Origin of the sequence: Bacillus sp. SIMBA_074, assembly GCF_046534555.1 — a bacterium.
GTDB lineage: Bacteria > Bacillota > Bacilli > Bacillales > Bacillaceae_G > Bacillus_A > Bacillus_A mycoides.
Genome location: NZ_JAWRYM010000022.1, coordinates 12,480 through 27,875, shown reverse-complemented (window position 1 = coordinate 27,875; position 15,396 = coordinate 12,480). Strand labels below are relative to the sequence as shown.

The window sequence follows — 15,396 nt, the reverse complement described above, 5'->3', positions numbered from 1 at the left end:
TAACATGCTGCTATCACTACGTGAAAAAGAAAAGGCAGAAATGGTAACTTTCCACCTCTACCTTTTCACCGTTATTTTAATTTAGCAATCCGTTTCTCCATCTCTTTTTGCGTCATCGGTCCAATAAACTTTTCTTGAATAACACCTTCTGTATCAATAAAATAAGAAGTTGGAATGGTAATTACTTTATACGCTGTTGTCACATCAATGTTCTTGTCCAATAAAATAGGAAAAGTAATTCCTTTTTCTTTAGCGAAGTTCCTTACCTTTTCTTCTCCCCCTCCTTTTTCTGAAGGAGTATAGTTTATAGCTAAAATTTCTACGTTTTCTTTATGTTCTTTATAAAAGGCCTCCATATCAGGCATTTCTTGCTGACAAGGTCCACACCACGTTGCCCAAAAGTTTAAAATAACTTTCTTTCCTTTTAAATCGGATAACTTTACATTCGTTCCATCTATCTTTGCTAATTCAAAACCTGGTGCGCTCTTTCCAATTTCAATACCGTTCCTTGCGAAAATCTCTTTCATAGCAGTTTCACTTTTGGCAGGCTTTTCTTGCATTACTTGATCCTCTTTACCAAACTGTTCATAAGCTGCATATCCCGCTAAACAAAGTAACACTACAATAATGGTAAGCTTCCGCCACATATTATATCACCCTTACGTGTTTATCTTCTTATAACATAATCACCAAAATACTATATACCTTATTTTAGCTTACACGGACAAGCTTGGAAATATTCACATTCGAAATAGTTAGAATATTTTCGTTCAAGATGAAATATTTCCCTTTTTATCATATAATTAGAAATAAATGCAAAACTTGCGAGGTGATATGTATTTTACAATTACTTATCAACCCTTTCACTTTTGTTTTTTTCACTTTACCGTTACTATGTATTTTTTTTAGCGCCTTACTATACAAATTCAAATGGGCTGTAATTATTATTTCTTTTACTGTTCCACTTATATTTTTCATTATCGTCTCGGGATTTGATATACACCTCGCTTTACAAAACTTAGACGCTTGGATTGTTTATAGTGCTGTTTATTCTGTACTTTCCTACATAACGCCAGCGCTAATACGAAGAAAACTGCACATGTAGAACTTTCAAAAAGGGGGATTTTTATGAATTTATTTGAAAAAATACTATTATATATTCTTAGTTTTATATTTTCACCAATCGGGATTATCACTTGGATCATCTCGCTCTTCAGTAAAGATCCTGAAAAAAAGCAAGTGGGACGTATTTGTCTCTATGTCGCTTTAATCTCATTTATCCTTTTAGCTGGTCTCGGTATTCTTAGTTTCTTCACGATGACTACCACCACTACTATACAATAGTTACAGAAAGGATGATTGTTTTGGGAGAACACCCTATTAGTAAAGAACTTCGCTATATACGAATATGTTTAGTTATTTTAGTAATCGTTCTTTTATTTTTCAACGGTGAACGAGTCGTTGAAATTTCTACAAATCATGATTCCATAGAAAATATTTCCACCAGTAATATGACACAGATTGCTGAAAATACATTTGCTATTCAAGAATATAATCCATCACTAAGTAGCGAACGTACGGTCAAAATTTTCAAATATAATCCGGATACAAATCAACTTACTCTAGTAAAAGAGTTTAGCACTAACGATACTGAGTCTTATACGTATCAACTTAATAAGAGTGAATAAAGATAAGAGCGCTATATAGCTCTTATCTTTTTATTAGCATCTCTTTAAACAATGACTTACACGTTAATAATTCTCTAGGATCCCCGCATTCCACAACAATTCCATTCTTCATGACCACAACTCGATCCGCTATCATCGCCCTCTCAACATCATGTGTCGTCACAATTCTCGTTACATTCCCCCCTAGCCCTTTAAGCATATTCCAAACCACTTCTTGATTGCTCGGATCTAATCCCGCAGTCGGTTCATCTAGAATAATGAGATTCGGATTTGATACAATCGCTCGCAATAACGCAAGACGCTTTCTCTCTCCTCCCGAAAACTCTTCACCGCTTTTATGTAGTACAGTCTGAATCCCTTTAGATAAACTCCTAATAATTGACTTCGCATTTACAAGTTCAATATTTTTTGCTAACTGGTTTTCTAAATACTCTTCCCCGAAATACATATTCTCTTTTACTGTCGTCCGAAAGAAACGAGGTTCTTGCCACACTGTAGTCATACGAGCCCCATTACCATAATAAACAATGCTACCGTTAGATGGTTTATACACACCCGTTATTAATTTTAAAAGCGTTGTTTTTCCTGCACCACTTTCTCCTACAATAATGACGAGTTCACCAGGATTAATTTGCAAATGAATATTTTTAATTCTACATCTCTCTTCGACGTTCTCTTGAAATGAAACATTTGTTAATCTCATTCCCATCGCTCTCTCTACATTTCTGTATTCAGCTCCTATATTTAAAAAACAAAAAACTCGATTTGCCGAAGCAATAGCAACTTGTGTCATCATTAATAAATCACTTGCATAACGAACGGGGAAAAATAACATCTCAATTGTAGCTAATACCGCCACAAGCGAACCGACTTCCATATCCCCTTTTATTATTTTTTTTGCTCCTATAATAAGAACAACTATATATGCTCCTGTTTCTATTACCGTTCCAACTATCCCAATACAATGTTGTATCATCGTCTTCCTTACTTCTGTTTTATAAGATTGTGCCGTCACTCCTTTAAACAAATGAATTGCCCATTTTTCTTTTTGTAAACTACGTAAATCTTGTATACCTTTTACAAACTGTGACATCATCTCTACAACACTTGATTGATTTTTTTGAGCAATACTTGCAATATTTCTTACTTTTCCCCCCATAAGCATTGGAACAATTGCACTTAAAAATAAAAACGGGGTTATCCACCATATGAACTGTACATCGATATGTTGTAGAGCTATGAACGCACCAATAAATTGTGCAATGGCGTGGATGTATTCTATTAATATAGATCCATATAACCTTACCCAATCCGGAATATCAGAAACGACTAATGTTTCTAACTCCCCTTGTTTTACCTTCTCACTTTCTTCAAATGTTAATAAGAAAAAATGACGTAATACATCTATACGCTTCTCTCGTAATATTCGCTGACTTACTTTTGAGCTTACATAATCAAATAACAGATTGTTCACCCACATCAAAAAGCGGCTCCCCGCAAACAAAGCAATATATACATACGTACCTTTTAACTCCCGCTGAATAATGTTATCTACAATTAGCCCCATAAATAGCGGACGGGATAAATTTAAAATGGCAGCTACTATTCCGCTACAAATCGCACTAATTAGCAATAGCTTTTCTTGCAACAGCGGCAACATTATTCTTCTATACTCATTCATTGTCATTCCTCCAATTTTGCATAATAAAAGGAAAGGGATGAAACCAAGTGGTTTCATCCCTTTCTCTCTGTACATAAAGTAGGGAAGCTAACAAATGTTAGCTTCCCTATCATTCATTTCAATTATTTAGTTCGACACTTTAGACTCTTCGATTTTCGAACGAAGAACCATTTGCAAGATACCACCGTGACGGTAGTAGTCAATTTCAACTTCACTATCGAAACGAGCTACTACTTCAAATTGCTTCTCTTTTCCTTCTGCATCGATTGCAACTACTTTTACAAGATCACGTGGTCTAACCGTTTTGTCAATTTGAATTTCAAATGACTCGTCACCAACAAGACCTAATGTTTCAGCACTGTCGCCATCTTTAAATTGTAATGGTAATACGCCCATTAACACTAAGTTACTGCGGTGAATACGCTCGAAGCTTTCTGCGATTACTGCTTTAATACCTAATAAGTTTGTACCTTTCGCAGCCCAGTCACGAGAACTTCCCATACCGTAGTCTTTACCAGCAACAACTAGAAGGCCTGTGCCATCTTCTTTATACTTCATAGCAGCATCATAGATAGATGTTACTTCACCAGTTGGCCAATATGTTGTATATCCGCCTTCTGTTCCTGGTGCGATTTGGTTTTTAATACGGATGTTTGCAAATGTACCACGCATCATAACTTCATGGTTACCACGACGAGAACCGTAAGAGTTAAAGTCGACTGGTTGTACGCCGTTTTCTAGTAAATAACGTCCAGCTGGCGTGTGCTTACCAATTGAACCTGCTGGTGAAATGTGGTCTGTTGTTACAGAATCACCAAATTTACCAACTATGCGTAAACCTGATAACGTTTCAACTTCACCTGGCTCTTTAGATAATCCTTCGAAGAACGGTGGGTTTTGAATGTATGTTGAATCATTATCCCAAGTATATAAAGCTTCATTTGAAGTTTGGATTTCATTCCAGCGCTCATTGCTGTTAAATACTTGTGCATATTCTTTTTTGAACAATTCAGATGTAACAACACTTTGAACTACATCTTCAATTTCTTTAGCTGATGGCCAAATATCATTAAAGTAAACAGCATTACCATTTACATCTTTACCGATTTCATCATTTTTCAGGTCAATATCAACAGTACCTGCAAGTGCATATGCCACAACAAGTGGTGGTGATGCTAAGTAGTTTGCTTTTACAAGTGGATGAATACGACCTTCAAAGTTACGGTTACCAGATAGAACAGATGTTACTAATAAATCATTTGCTGCGATTGCTTCTTCTAATTCCTCTGCTAATGGACCAGAGTTACCGATACAAGTCGTACAGCCGTAACCAACTGTTTGGAAACCTAATTGATCTAAATACGTTGTTAAACCAGACTTATCTAAGTACTCTGTAACAACTTTAGATCCTGGTGCTAACGATGTTTTTACGTAACCAGGTACTTTAAGTCCTTTTTCAATTGCTTTCTTCGCAACTAACCCTGCTCCAATTAACACGTACGGATTTGACGTATTTGTACAGCTTGTAATTGCAGCGATTGCAATTCCACCTGTTTTCATCGTTACTTCTTGATCTTTCAATGTAACTTTCACTTCTTTATCAAACTCTTGCTCATTGAATCCAAGTCCTTGTGTTCCAACTGGTGCTACAACAGCTTTATGGAACTCCTCTTTCATATTTGAAAGCGGGATTAAATCTTGCGGACGTTTCGGTCCAGAAAGGTTAGATTCGATTGTATTTAAATCAATTTCAACAAGATCAGTATAGATTGGATCTTTACTATCTGCTGTATAGAATAAACCGTTTGCTTTACAATATTCTTCAACAACGCGAATTTGCTCTTCATCTCTACCTGTTAAACGTAAGTATTCTAATGAAATATCGTCGATTGGGAAGAATCCACAAGTTGCACCGTATTCTGGTGCCATATTTGAAATTGTTGCACGGTCAGCTAAAGGCATGCTCTTTAGTCCACTACCGAAGAACTCAACAAATTTACCAACTACACCTTTTTGACGTAACACTTGTGTTACTTTTAATGCAACATCAGTTGCTGTTGTACCACTTGGAAGTGTACCAGTTAATTTCACACCGATTACTTCAGGTACTGGGAAATATGAAGGCTGTCCAAGCATTCCTGCTTCTGCTTCAATACCACCAACGCCCCATCCAAGAACACCAATACCATTAATCATTGTTGTATGTGAGTCAGTTCCAACTAATGAATCTGGGTATGCAACTAAGTCACCTTCAGCATTTTTCACCGCATGAACAACCGGTGCTAAATATTCAAGATTTACTTGGTGTACAATACCTGTTGCTGGTGGAACTGCACGGTAGTTATCAAATGATTTCTGTGCCCAGCTTAAAAATTTATAACGTTCTTCATTACGTTTAAACTCTAAGTCCATGTTGAATGCAAGCGAGTCTGCCGTACCCGCTCTATCAACCTGTACAGAGTGATCAATTACAAGGTCTACAGTAATTTCAGGATTAATTTTGTCAGGATCCCCACCCATATCTGCCATTGCTTTACGAAGCGAAGCCAAATCTACAACAGCTGGAACACCTGTGAAGTCTTGTAAGATTACGCGAGATGGTTTAAACGGAACATCGATATCTTGAACATCTTTCGTTCCCCATTTCGCTAAATTTGTAACGTGTTCTTCTGTAATTACGCGTCCGTCTACTTGACGAAGTACAGATTCAAGTAAAACTTTCACGGAATATGGTAATTGAGATACGTTGCCAACCCCTGCGTTTTCAAGCGCTTTCAATTGATAATAATGATACGTCTTTCCATCTAGTTCAAAAGTTGCACGTGATTGAAATGGATTATGTTTGACCATTATGTTTCCCCCCTGTTAAACGTGACTAATTTGTCTGAATATAAAATGTAGACAAACTTTTCAATACCTTACGATAATATCTTATTACAACTTTCTAAATAAGTAAATAATAAGAAACTTATGGATTATCATAAGTTTTCTTTATCTTTCTAAATTTGAATAGTGTCCATGCTCTTTATTAATACTATTACTATAAAGTAAAGCACTCTTTCAGCATTTTACTTTACGTTCATATATGCTATGAACGACTCATAGTTCGTCTATAAAAAACATTATAGAGGTGAGAAAAATGGGTAAACGAAAAGCCAATCATATTATTTCAGGAATGAATGCTGCATCCGCCCAAGGACAAGGAACTGGCTATAATGAAGAGTTCGCAAATGAACCTTTAACTCCGGCAGAACGACAAAATAATAAGAAACGAAAAAAGAATCAGTAACGAAAAATCCCAAAAGGTATACCTTTTGGGATTTTCTCTAATGTTTATAACGTAACAACTCCGAAACTGTTACAAATCGATACCCCTGCTTTTTCAGCTCAGGTAAAATTTTTGCTAATGCTGCCACTGTTTGACTACGATCACTTCCTCCATCGTGCAACAGTACAATATCTCCACTTTTAGCATTTTTCACAACATGATTTACTATGGATTCTGTACCTGGATTCGCCCAATCACGAGGGTCTTGATGCCATGACCATAGAACAATTTGATACCCAGCTTTTTTTGCCGTAGTAAATACAGCATCATTAATATATCCACCTGGCGGACGGAACAATAAAGGTTCTTTCACCCATTTTTCAAAATATTTCTTTCCATTTAAAATATCATGTTCTAATTTTTCATCTGATGAATTACTCGCATACAAATGATTCATCGTATGATTTCCGATTTCATGCCCTTCTTTCAACACTTGCTTTACTAAGTATGGATTACGCTGAACTCGAAAGCCAATCATAAAAAAAGTCGCTTCCGCTTTATATTGACGTAATAACTCTAATACTTGCGGTGTATAAGTTGGGTCCGGTCCATCATCAAATGTAATTGCGATAATTTTTTCATTATTTGGCACTTCCCATGTTACATAGCCAGTTGGCTCTAGCTCTTTTCTTAACAACATTTTAGCTTCCACTTTGTCCACTTGAAATATATGTACTGCACAAATTAAAGAAAAAATTGATAGAATAATTTTTCGTTTCAGCATAGTAGCACTAAAAGTAATGAGGTTGTTGAATTCACAACAACCTTTTTCACTTTTCTATTTGATCTACATTTCGCATAATATTTTGGAGATTACTTTCATATTGCTCAAGTTGTGGACGCTGCGTTTCTGATGCTACTTCAAGTGCATTTTGAATCTGTTCGTACGCCTCTTGAACTTCTTGGCGTAACTCTTTTAAGTCATGGCCGTAATTCGGGTCATTTTTCACAATATTATTGAATATATTTTCCGCTTGAACAACCCCTTGCTGCGCGGCCTGAAAAGCCTGTTGCTTATCTTTATGATATGGCATAACACTTTCCCCTTCCTATATGAGTTAGTCCTACTTATCTTTACCCATTTCTCAAAAAACATTCTCGTATAAATTCGCAAACTTCTCTCATTCTAAATAGGGAGAGGAGGTGTAAAATACAATGGGTAAAAACAATAATCAATCTAATCGTCAAAACGAGAAAAAAGGGCAATCTTCTGGACAGCCCGAACCTTTAAGTGGATCTCATAAAGTTAAAAATCGTAATCATTCACGTCAAAAAAATCATGCGCATCATGATATGTAAAGCAAAAGCATTCACACACACTGTATCTTTCACATAAAATGTTTATATTTTTCTATTTGTTCTTCACCTCTATTTCATTCATGCATAACATAGTATGAATTGAGATTTTACGGAGGGTGTCTTTCATGGGCAAGAAAAAGAAGGATTGTCTTTTTCATGTTGATGGTTTCGAAGAATGGATGGATCAATTTTGTTCTGATTCTTGTAGTAACTTTAGTTTTCCAAATCAAATTCATATTGACCTTTGTGAAACAGAACAAGAATACATTTTGGAAACAGATGTACCAAATGCAACTGCACAAAATGTACTCATTAAAAAGATGGAGACAGGCCTAAACATTTGTATACTTTATAAAAACACTTCTTTACAGCGAATTGTTCCTTTACCTACTAATATCATTTATAACAAGATGCTAGCCTGTTTAGAGAATGGATATTTAGCCATTCATATTTCCAAAAACGAAGTTGCCAATAAACATGAAAAGAAAGTTCTTTTTTCAAATTAAGGATTACTATAAACACAAACATGAGCCCGAGCAACCTTTTAGTTTGCTCGGGCTCATGTTATTTCGCATGTATTTCTATTTTAGAATTTCTAATATATCTTTTTTTCATTAAACCTTTTGTCACTAAAAGAACTGGGAACGCTACGCTTGAAAATATAGCTAATATTAAAAATACTATAAAGCCATTTTGATATCCATAATGATCGAGAAGTATCCCGCCAAACCAAGGACCAATTACTACTCCAATTCCTGAAAAGCCCATAGCTCCAAAATATGTCCCTTTCAAATGTGGAACAGCTATCTCATCAATAAATACATCTGTCATTGAAAACATTAATACTTCTCCGAATGTAAAAATAATTGTACATATAGCAGCCCCTAACATAGATTCTACTAGTCCAAATCCAAACAATCCCCCGCTCACAAATAACGTTCCAACCATAATAGATGCTAACGGCGTATACTTTTTACACATTTGAATAACAGGGTATTGAATAACTACTACTGTAATCGCATTTAAAGTTAGCATATATGAGAACAACTTTACTCCATCTTGAAATATATGTGCGTTTGCAAAATATTGAGATAGTGTCGTCGTTAAATGTGAAAAACCACTATTACTCAAAATGATTCCGACTAAAGCAACTAAAAATACTATGTCTTTTCGCAAAATCCGAACCGCACTTAACATTGTGACCGGATTTTCTGTAGTTACTTTCTTTTTATCAAGTGGATATTTCTTAAATTGAAACGCTAATATAACTGTATATAAAATGTACACTCCAGCGGCTACTAAAAAAGGAATCGTTGATTTTGCACTTCCAATCTGTAATCCAACAAGTGGACCCATCGCTACTCCAACATTTATTGCACCGTAACGCAAATTATATACGAGTAAACGATACTCTGGTTTCGTTAAATCTGATAATAAAGCTCTTGATGTCGGTTCAAAAAAAGAACGACATAATCCATTCAAAGCGTTTAATAGAAAGAAACTAAAAACATGATCTGCAACTGAAAATCCTATAAATACAAACACCCAAACAATCATGGACCATATTATAATCATCTTTCGACCAAATCGATCCGATAAATTGCCTCCAATAAAACTAGCAAACACTCCAACAAGCGCACTCGTTCCAATGATAGCACCGGTCATTCCAGCCGATACGTCTTTAACAGTCGTTAAATAAATCGCTAAAAAAGGAATGCTCATTGAAGTTGCAAACCTAGCAAATAATGTCCCTATAATGATACTCATTCCAAGTGGATGAATATGCTGTAACTTCCCCTTCATCTTTAAACCTACTCTCCCTTTTCCTACATAAAAAAAGAAAGCAAAGGATCTGCTTTCTTTTTCCTTTTTCTATACTTGAGATGTTTATACCCGAGCTGTTCTCGTTATTTCCATATCAATTCCATATGTAAACTGTAGTTCTTTACAAACATCTTTAATCAAAATAGCTACATTATACTTTTCATTAAATTCTAAAACAATGCTTTCTACTTCTTCATATGTATACTTATATTCGCCAGTAATTACACTTTTTAAATCAAAGCATTCATTAATACAAAGCTGGACGAGTAATTGTTCATACTTCTCTATGACATCTTCTTTTTTCCAAAGTAACTCCTTTACATATAACCGATCAAATTTCACACTTTCTCGATTACAATCCGTTAAAATCCGGGTCATCTCATTTAATTCTCGATATAATTCGGAAATATTTCTGCTTAAACTAAGCAACTTATCTACGCCGTTTTCATATGGCATTTTCATTCCCCCCCGCATTTTCTTCTTATTATAGCAAGAAAATTCTAAAAATAGTTTCTTTCTTCTGAAATATTAGGAAACTAATTTCAATTGCTTTACAATGAAACTAGCTAACACGAAAGGGGAAAGAAAATTGGAGAAAAAATTATATTACATCGACGCTTATAAGAAAGACTTTACTACTAAAGTTATAAAGCAAGATTATTGTACAGAAGGAAACTTATATGTTGTCTTAAATGAAACTGCATTTTATCCAACAGGCGGCGGACAACCACACGACACTGGAACTTTAAATGGTATTCCGGTAAGTAACGTTGAAGAAGTAAATGGAGAAATTCGTCATTTCATAATAAAACAATTACATACGGAAGAAGTAGAGGGTAAAATAGATTGGCAACGTCGTTTTGACCATATGCAACAACATACGGCTCAGCACATTTTATCCGCTGCTTTTTGGGATCACTTTAACATACCGACGATCGGGTTCCATCTTGGAAAAGAAACTATAACCATTGATTTAGAAACTGCCAATCTTTCTACAGAAACTGTTGAGAAGGCCGCACAAATTGCTAATCAAATTGTTTTTGAAAACCACCCTATTCGTATTGAATGGATGAACTTAGAAGAGGCCAAAGCATTACCCCTTCGCAAAGAACCAACTATGACAGAAAATATACGGGTTGTTATCATCGAAAACTATGACTACAACGGTTGTGGTGGAACACACCCGAAACATACAGGTGAAGTAGGCCCTATTCAAGTACTAGGATGGGAGCGCAATAAAGGTGGTATACGCTTAACATTTATCGCTGGTTGGCGCGCTCTTAAATTAATGGGACAACAGCAACAAATTATGAAAGATGTTTCTAAACAATTGAACAGTAGCGACACTGATATTCCAGCAAAAGTAGCACAACTTCTTACCTCTCAAAAAGAAAACGAAAAGGCAGTACAAGCAATGAATGAAAAACTATTATTTGTAGAAGCAAATGAACTATTACAACAATCGGAAGAAATACATGCTGGAACACTTATCTCTCGAGTATTTACAAATCGTTCCATGCAAGAAATCGCAAAACTATCCGCTATTATTACAGAACAACAAGAACACGCAATTACATATTTCGTTATTGAAAATGAGGACAAATTACAATGTATTCTTGCTTGTGGTAAAGCAGTAACACTCGATATGAATACACTTTTAAAAGATGCCCTCCCTTCTATTGAAGGAAAAGGCGGAGGAAATAAAAAGAGTGCTCGTGGTGGTGGGAATGCGATTATGAGTGGGGATGAGTTTTTAAATCAACTTGTTTCTTCTTTACAGTCAGAAGTGTAAAACATGTTTATGAAGGATAGCTAACTGCTATCCTTCAACTATATTTACAAGCCTATATTTTGTTTCAAGCCTTGATAACTCCCTGCACTTGCAAAACCTTCACTTATAAGAGTTATAAAAGTTTCCGAAAAACCATATTGACTTAAATCTTTAATCGGTACCATTTGCACATCATGAATCGGATTATGATCAAACTCGTTAGAAGGTAGCGTAATTTCACCTTCAATCCTTTCAAGCAGAAACGTAATATGCAATAAAGAAGGGCTAACATCCGGTTTATCACAAACATAGAGTAGCTTCTTAATTTTAACTTCTAACCCTGTTTCTTCTCTCATTTCTCGAATCATCGCTTCTTCTAACGTTTCACCATTCTCTACCCTTCCCCCAGGTAAAGACCAATTGCGATTAGCAACTTTTTGTTTTACTAGCAATACTTTTTCATCTTCAATTAAAATTCCCGTAACACGAACTTGCATTACATTTTCCATATGTAATCCCCTCTTCCCATTATATTTACAAATTAATTCTTCCACAAAAAGAACATATGTTTTATAATTAAAGAAAATTATGGAAGAAAGAAGTTGTTACATCTATGCGTCCACCTTTAACAAATTCTATACCACTTGAAGATTTCCAAAACTATTATTGGTTAAAAGCAGAACTCCAAACATTTTGTCGTGAGCATGGTTTGCCAGCTAGTGGCTCTAAGATTGAAATAACCGAGCGTATCTCACATTATTTACATACTGGTAAAATATTAAAAAACAGCTCTGGTCAAAAGGTGAGTAAAGCTTCCCTCTCTTATAAAGATCTTTCTCTTCAAACAATTATTACTGAAAATCACCGCTGTAGTGAAGATGTGCGTGCTTTTTTCAAAGAAAAAATTGGAGCAAACTTTCGCTTTACAGTAGCTCTTCAAAAGTTTTTCAAAGAGAATATTGGAAAAACATATGAAGACGCGATAACGTTTTGGTATGAAGAAAACGAACGTAAAAAAGAACCATCCTATAAAACAACTATCGGTACACAGTTTGAATACAATCGCTTTACTCGCGACTTTTTCGAAGATCCAAATAACAAAGGAAAATCAAAAGCTGATGCTATCGCTGCTTGGAATGAAATCAAAGCAAAACCTGGTAGTAATGCTTATGTTCCTCAAAAAGTAGAAAACTAGTCCCTTTCTAGTTTTCTACTTTCTCAAATAATAGCGCAAGCCCTATTCCACCACCAATTCCTAACGTCGTAATTCCATATTTCATATGCTCTCTTTGTGCTTGATAAAACAAACGTGTCACAAGCATAGCTCCAGATGCACCGTACGGATGACCGAGCGCAATTGCTCCACCATTTACATTTAATTTTTCAAAAGGAATTTGTAACTCCTTTGCACAAGCAACAATTTTTGAAGCAAATGCTTCATTTATTTCAAAATAATCGATGTCCTCTACTTTCATATTCATTTCGTTTAATAATTTGTTCACCGCAAATATCGGACCAGTCCCTGGAAGATTTGGATCCACGCCAACTACAGCACTACGAACGAAACGAAGTACAGGCTTGTATCCTAATTTTCGGGCTTGCCCCTCTTCCATTACAAGAACAGCACATGCTCCATCATTTACACCGCACGAATTACCTGCCGTTACTGTACCATTTTTCAAAAATGCGGGCTTTGTTCTTTTAATCATTCTTTCATAATTCATTTCTCGTTTTATAGCTTCGTCAAAAGATCCATTAAACGAAAGTATTTCATCTTGTAAATATCCATTTTCTACTGCTTGCAGTGTCCTTTTATAACTAAGACAAGCGTATTCGTCTTGCATTTCTCGTGTTATATTATAGCGCTCTGCAACATATTCAGCCGCCACTCCCATATTAGGATCACCAATTGTTTCTGGTGAAAATCGCGCTCTATTTTGAAAAGGTGATGTACTTGTACTCTCTACTCCTCCTGCAATATAACAATTACCTGCGCCGCCTTGAATGAAATGACATGCGGTGCGAATCGCTTCCAATCCAGCACCACATTGCCGATCAATCGTTACACCAGGAATATGATAACCAAGTCCTGCCGCTAAAGCAGATAATCTTGCAACATTCCCTCCCGGCCCCACAATATTCCCTAATATGACATCGTCTATTTCTCTCTCAATTCCTTTACTTAAAAACGTAAGAAGCGGCGTTACTAATTGCTGAACTTCATAATCTTTCAACATCCCATTTTTCTTACCAATAGGTGTCCTTTTTGCTTCTACAATAACCGCTCTATTCATATATCTTCTCCCGGTTTTCAATCATATTTTTTGCTGCAATACGAGCGATTTTCCCGCTATTTGTATAAGGTATTTCATCTACAAAATGCCATTCTTTCGGTATTTTAAACGAGGATAATCGTTGTAAGCAAAAACTTTTTAATTGTTGCCTCGTAGCACTTCCTTTTACGATGGCGACAGGTTTTTCACCCCAGTAACTATCTTCTACACCAACCACAACTATTTCTTCAACAGCTGGATGTGTCTGTAATACCCTTTCTATTTCTTCTGGGAAAATATTGATTCCTCCAAATAAAATCATATTCTTCTCCCTACCAACAATATATATAAAGCCTTCTTCATCTTGGTAGCCCACATCTTGCACTGTCATCCAGCCACCTTCGGACAATTGCGGGATTATAGCTCCATCCGATACATAGCCCATAAAAAATTGATCACTTTTCACATACACAGTTCCTATCTCACCTGTCTGTACTTCTTCTCCTGCTTCATTACATATTCGAACTTGTACATTATGACAAGGTTTCCCTACTGAATTCGGTTTTCTTTCACTCTCTTCATCAACCAATGCCGTTACAAAGCTTAGCTCAGACGCACCATAAAACTCATATCTTTTTGCATAAGGAAACACATTCTTCATCTTCTCTTTTGCTTCAGCTTCCCATTTCGCTCCTGACGAAATAATTTTCATTTCACTTTCAATTACTTTATTTTCTTTATACAAAGACTCAAGCATTGTAGGAACTGTATACATTACAGAAATATTCTCTATCCTTATACTAGATAGCACTTGAACTGGTACAAACTTTCTCATTATGTGTACCGTTTGCCCTAAAAACAATGCACTTATTGCGCCGTATAAGAAAAGAGAATGAACGAGCGTCCCAGCTATTAAAATAGAATCTTCTTTTTTCATATGAAAGTCATGTACATTACAATCAAAACTATGAACCCACGACTGTTGTGCACGTAAAAATGCTTTTGCCTTTCCTGTTGATCCCGATGTAAATCCCATATAAAAAGGAGCGTTTTGTACATTTTCTACAGAATAGTATGTAGGAAGATAGTTCTCAATCATTTCTTTCCATTCTTCAATCTCAATAATCCTCCCTTCTTCGCACGATATATCACTAAGCCTATACTGCTCCGCCACAATAACATCTGGTTTACTAATCACTAGTCTGTCTTTAAGCTCATCTCGTTTCCACTTTATATCTAGCGGCACACAAACCCATCCAGCCATTGCGGAACCCGCAAATATTTGTAAAAACTCAGTACAATTTTCTAATACAATTGCTATCGTTTTATTCTTCGATTCTTTTTCATTCAACCAGTTTGCTACTTTACACACTGACTCAAACCATTCTTTATATGTTAAAACTCGATCATTTTCCTTGATTGCTATTTTATTTAGTTGTAAAGAGGCATGCTTTTTATATTCTTTTGTAATCCCCATTTGAGACGTCCTTTCTTTACAAAATAATAAAAAGAAACACGCACGTAACGTGTTT

The 15,396-nt window shown here is 35.7% G+C and carries 17 protein-coding genes; 7 read left to right on the top strand and 10 right to left on the bottom strand.

Translation table 11 applies throughout. The features are described 5' to 3' along the window. Positions 1 to 71: 71 nt before the first annotated feature. Positions 72 to 647 (bottom strand): TlpA family protein disulfide reductase, encoded by a 576-nt coding sequence (locus SB773_RS20750; protein WP_410591813.1) that lies wholly within the window; start codon positions 645 to 647, stop codon positions 72 to 74. A gap of 481 nt (positions 648 to 1,128) precedes the next feature. Here SB773_RS20750 and SB773_RS20745 point away from each other — a divergent pair, with 481 nt between their 5' ends. Continuing rightward, positions 1,129 to 1,344, top strand: coding sequence for a hypothetical protein (locus SB773_RS20745; RefSeq protein ID WP_078185256.1), 216 nt, complete (start codon positions 1,129 to 1,131; stop codon positions 1,342 to 1,344). 11 nt (positions 1,345 to 1,355) lie between these two features. After that, positions 1,356 to 1,688 carry a YmzC family protein gene (locus SB773_RS20740; protein WP_078185255.1) on the top strand — a complete coding sequence of 111 codons (333 nt, stop codon included), beginning with the start codon at positions 1,356 to 1,358 and terminating at the stop codon, positions 1,686 to 1,688. A gap of 22 nt (positions 1,689 to 1,710) precedes the next feature. On the opposite strand, the gene SB773_RS20735 is transcribed toward SB773_RS20740, so the two are convergent. Together SB773_RS20735 and acnA are read right to left on the bottom strand one after the other, a co-directional pair. Next, on the bottom strand, positions 1,711 to 3,426 hold the full coding sequence (locus SB773_RS20735) for an ABC transporter ATP-binding protein (protein ID WP_410591868.1): 1,716 nt from the start codon (positions 3,424 to 3,426) through the stop codon (positions 1,711 to 1,713). Between the two features lie 69 nt (positions 3,427 to 3,495). Next, entirely contained in the window at positions 3,496 to 6,219 is a 2,724-nt protein-coding gene (gene acnA / locus SB773_RS20730; RefSeq protein WP_410591810.1) for an aconitate hydratase AcnA, read from the bottom strand. A gap of 289 nt (positions 6,220 to 6,508) precedes the next feature. Between acnA and sspO the strand changes: the two genes are divergently transcribed. Further along, positions 6,509 to 6,658, top strand: a complete 150-nt coding sequence (gene sspO / locus SB773_RS20725; protein ID WP_002033549.1) for a small acid-soluble spore protein SspO — start codon at positions 6,509 to 6,511, stop codon at positions 6,656 to 6,658. A gap of 37 nt (positions 6,659 to 6,695) precedes the next feature. Here the strand turns inward: sspO and pdaB are convergent, their stop codons facing one another. Together pdaB and SB773_RS20715 are read right to left on the bottom strand one after the other, a co-directional pair. Continuing rightward, positions 6,696 to 7,421, bottom strand: a complete 726-nt coding sequence (gene pdaB, locus SB773_RS20720; protein WP_002066634.1) for a polysaccharide deacetylase family sporulation protein PdaB — start codon at positions 7,419 to 7,421, stop codon at positions 6,696 to 6,698. A gap of 46 nt (positions 7,422 to 7,467) precedes the next feature. Further along, positions 7,468 to 7,731: a hypothetical protein gene (locus tag SB773_RS20715; RefSeq protein WP_002014282.1), complete on the bottom strand. Its 264-nt coding sequence runs from the start codon at positions 7,729 to 7,731 to the stop codon at positions 7,468 to 7,470. A gap of 121 nt (positions 7,732 to 7,852) precedes the next feature. On the opposite strand from SB773_RS20715, the gene SB773_RS20710 reads away from it, so the two are divergent. Next, a complete protein-coding gene (locus tag SB773_RS20710) occupies positions 7,853 to 7,996 on the top strand; it encodes a small acid-soluble spore protein P (RefSeq protein ID WP_002014281.1) in 144 nt (47 codons plus the stop codon). 125 nt (positions 7,997 to 8,121) lie between these two features. Beyond that, positions 8,122 to 8,502 carry an Hsp20/alpha crystallin family protein gene (locus SB773_RS20705; protein WP_002087791.1) on the top strand — a complete coding sequence of 127 codons (381 nt, stop codon included), beginning with the start codon at positions 8,122 to 8,124 and terminating at the stop codon, positions 8,500 to 8,502. 58 nt (positions 8,503 to 8,560) lie between these two features. Here SB773_RS20705 and SB773_RS20700 read toward each other — a convergent pair whose 3' ends face one another. Both SB773_RS20700 and SB773_RS20695 read right to left on the bottom strand, forming a co-directional pair. Further along, entirely contained in the window at positions 8,561 to 9,799 is a 1,239-nt protein-coding gene (locus SB773_RS20700) for an MDR family MFS transporter (protein ID WP_410591805.1), read from the bottom strand. Between the two features lie 84 nt (positions 9,800 to 9,883). Continuing rightward, entirely contained in the window at positions 9,884 to 10,276 is a 393-nt protein-coding gene (locus SB773_RS20695) for a hypothetical protein (protein ID WP_002137716.1), read from the bottom strand. Between the two features lie 133 nt (positions 10,277 to 10,409). Here SB773_RS20695 and SB773_RS20690 point away from each other — a divergent pair, with 133 nt between their 5' ends. Then, positions 10,410 to 11,612: an alanyl-tRNA editing protein gene (locus tag SB773_RS20690; protein WP_410591802.1), complete on the top strand. Its 1,203-nt coding sequence runs from the start codon at positions 10,410 to 10,412 to the stop codon at positions 11,610 to 11,612. Positions 11,613 to 11,656: 44 nt separating this feature from the next. On the opposite strand, the gene SB773_RS20685 is transcribed toward SB773_RS20690, so the two are convergent. After that, complete coding sequence (locus SB773_RS20685; RefSeq protein WP_410591800.1) at positions 11,657 to 12,100, bottom strand: NUDIX hydrolase; 444 nt, start codon at positions 12,098 to 12,100, stop codon at positions 11,657 to 11,659. Positions 12,101 to 12,204: 104 nt separating this feature from the next. Between SB773_RS20685 and SB773_RS20680 the strand changes: the two genes are divergently transcribed. Beyond that, on the top strand, positions 12,205 to 12,786 hold the full coding sequence (locus SB773_RS20680; protein ID WP_410591798.1) for a DUF6434 domain-containing protein: 582 nt from the start codon (positions 12,205 to 12,207) through the stop codon (positions 12,784 to 12,786). A 7-nt stretch (positions 12,787 to 12,793) separates the two neighbouring features. On the opposite strand, the gene SB773_RS20675 is transcribed toward SB773_RS20680, so the two are convergent. Together SB773_RS20675 and SB773_RS20670 are read right to left on the bottom strand one after the other, a co-directional pair. Further along, positions 12,794 to 13,885, bottom strand: coding sequence for an acetyl-CoA C-acyltransferase (locus SB773_RS20675; protein WP_410591796.1), 1,092 nt, complete (start codon positions 13,883 to 13,885; stop codon positions 12,794 to 12,796). Further along, positions 13,878 to 15,341 carry an acyl-CoA synthetase gene (locus tag SB773_RS20670; protein ID WP_410591794.1) on the bottom strand — a complete coding sequence of 488 codons (1,464 nt, stop codon included), beginning with the start codon at positions 15,339 to 15,341 and terminating at the stop codon, positions 13,878 to 13,880. Before SB773_RS20670 ends, SB773_RS20675 begins: the two co-directional genes overlap by 8 nt. Positions 15,342 to 15,396 lie beyond the last annotated feature (55 nt).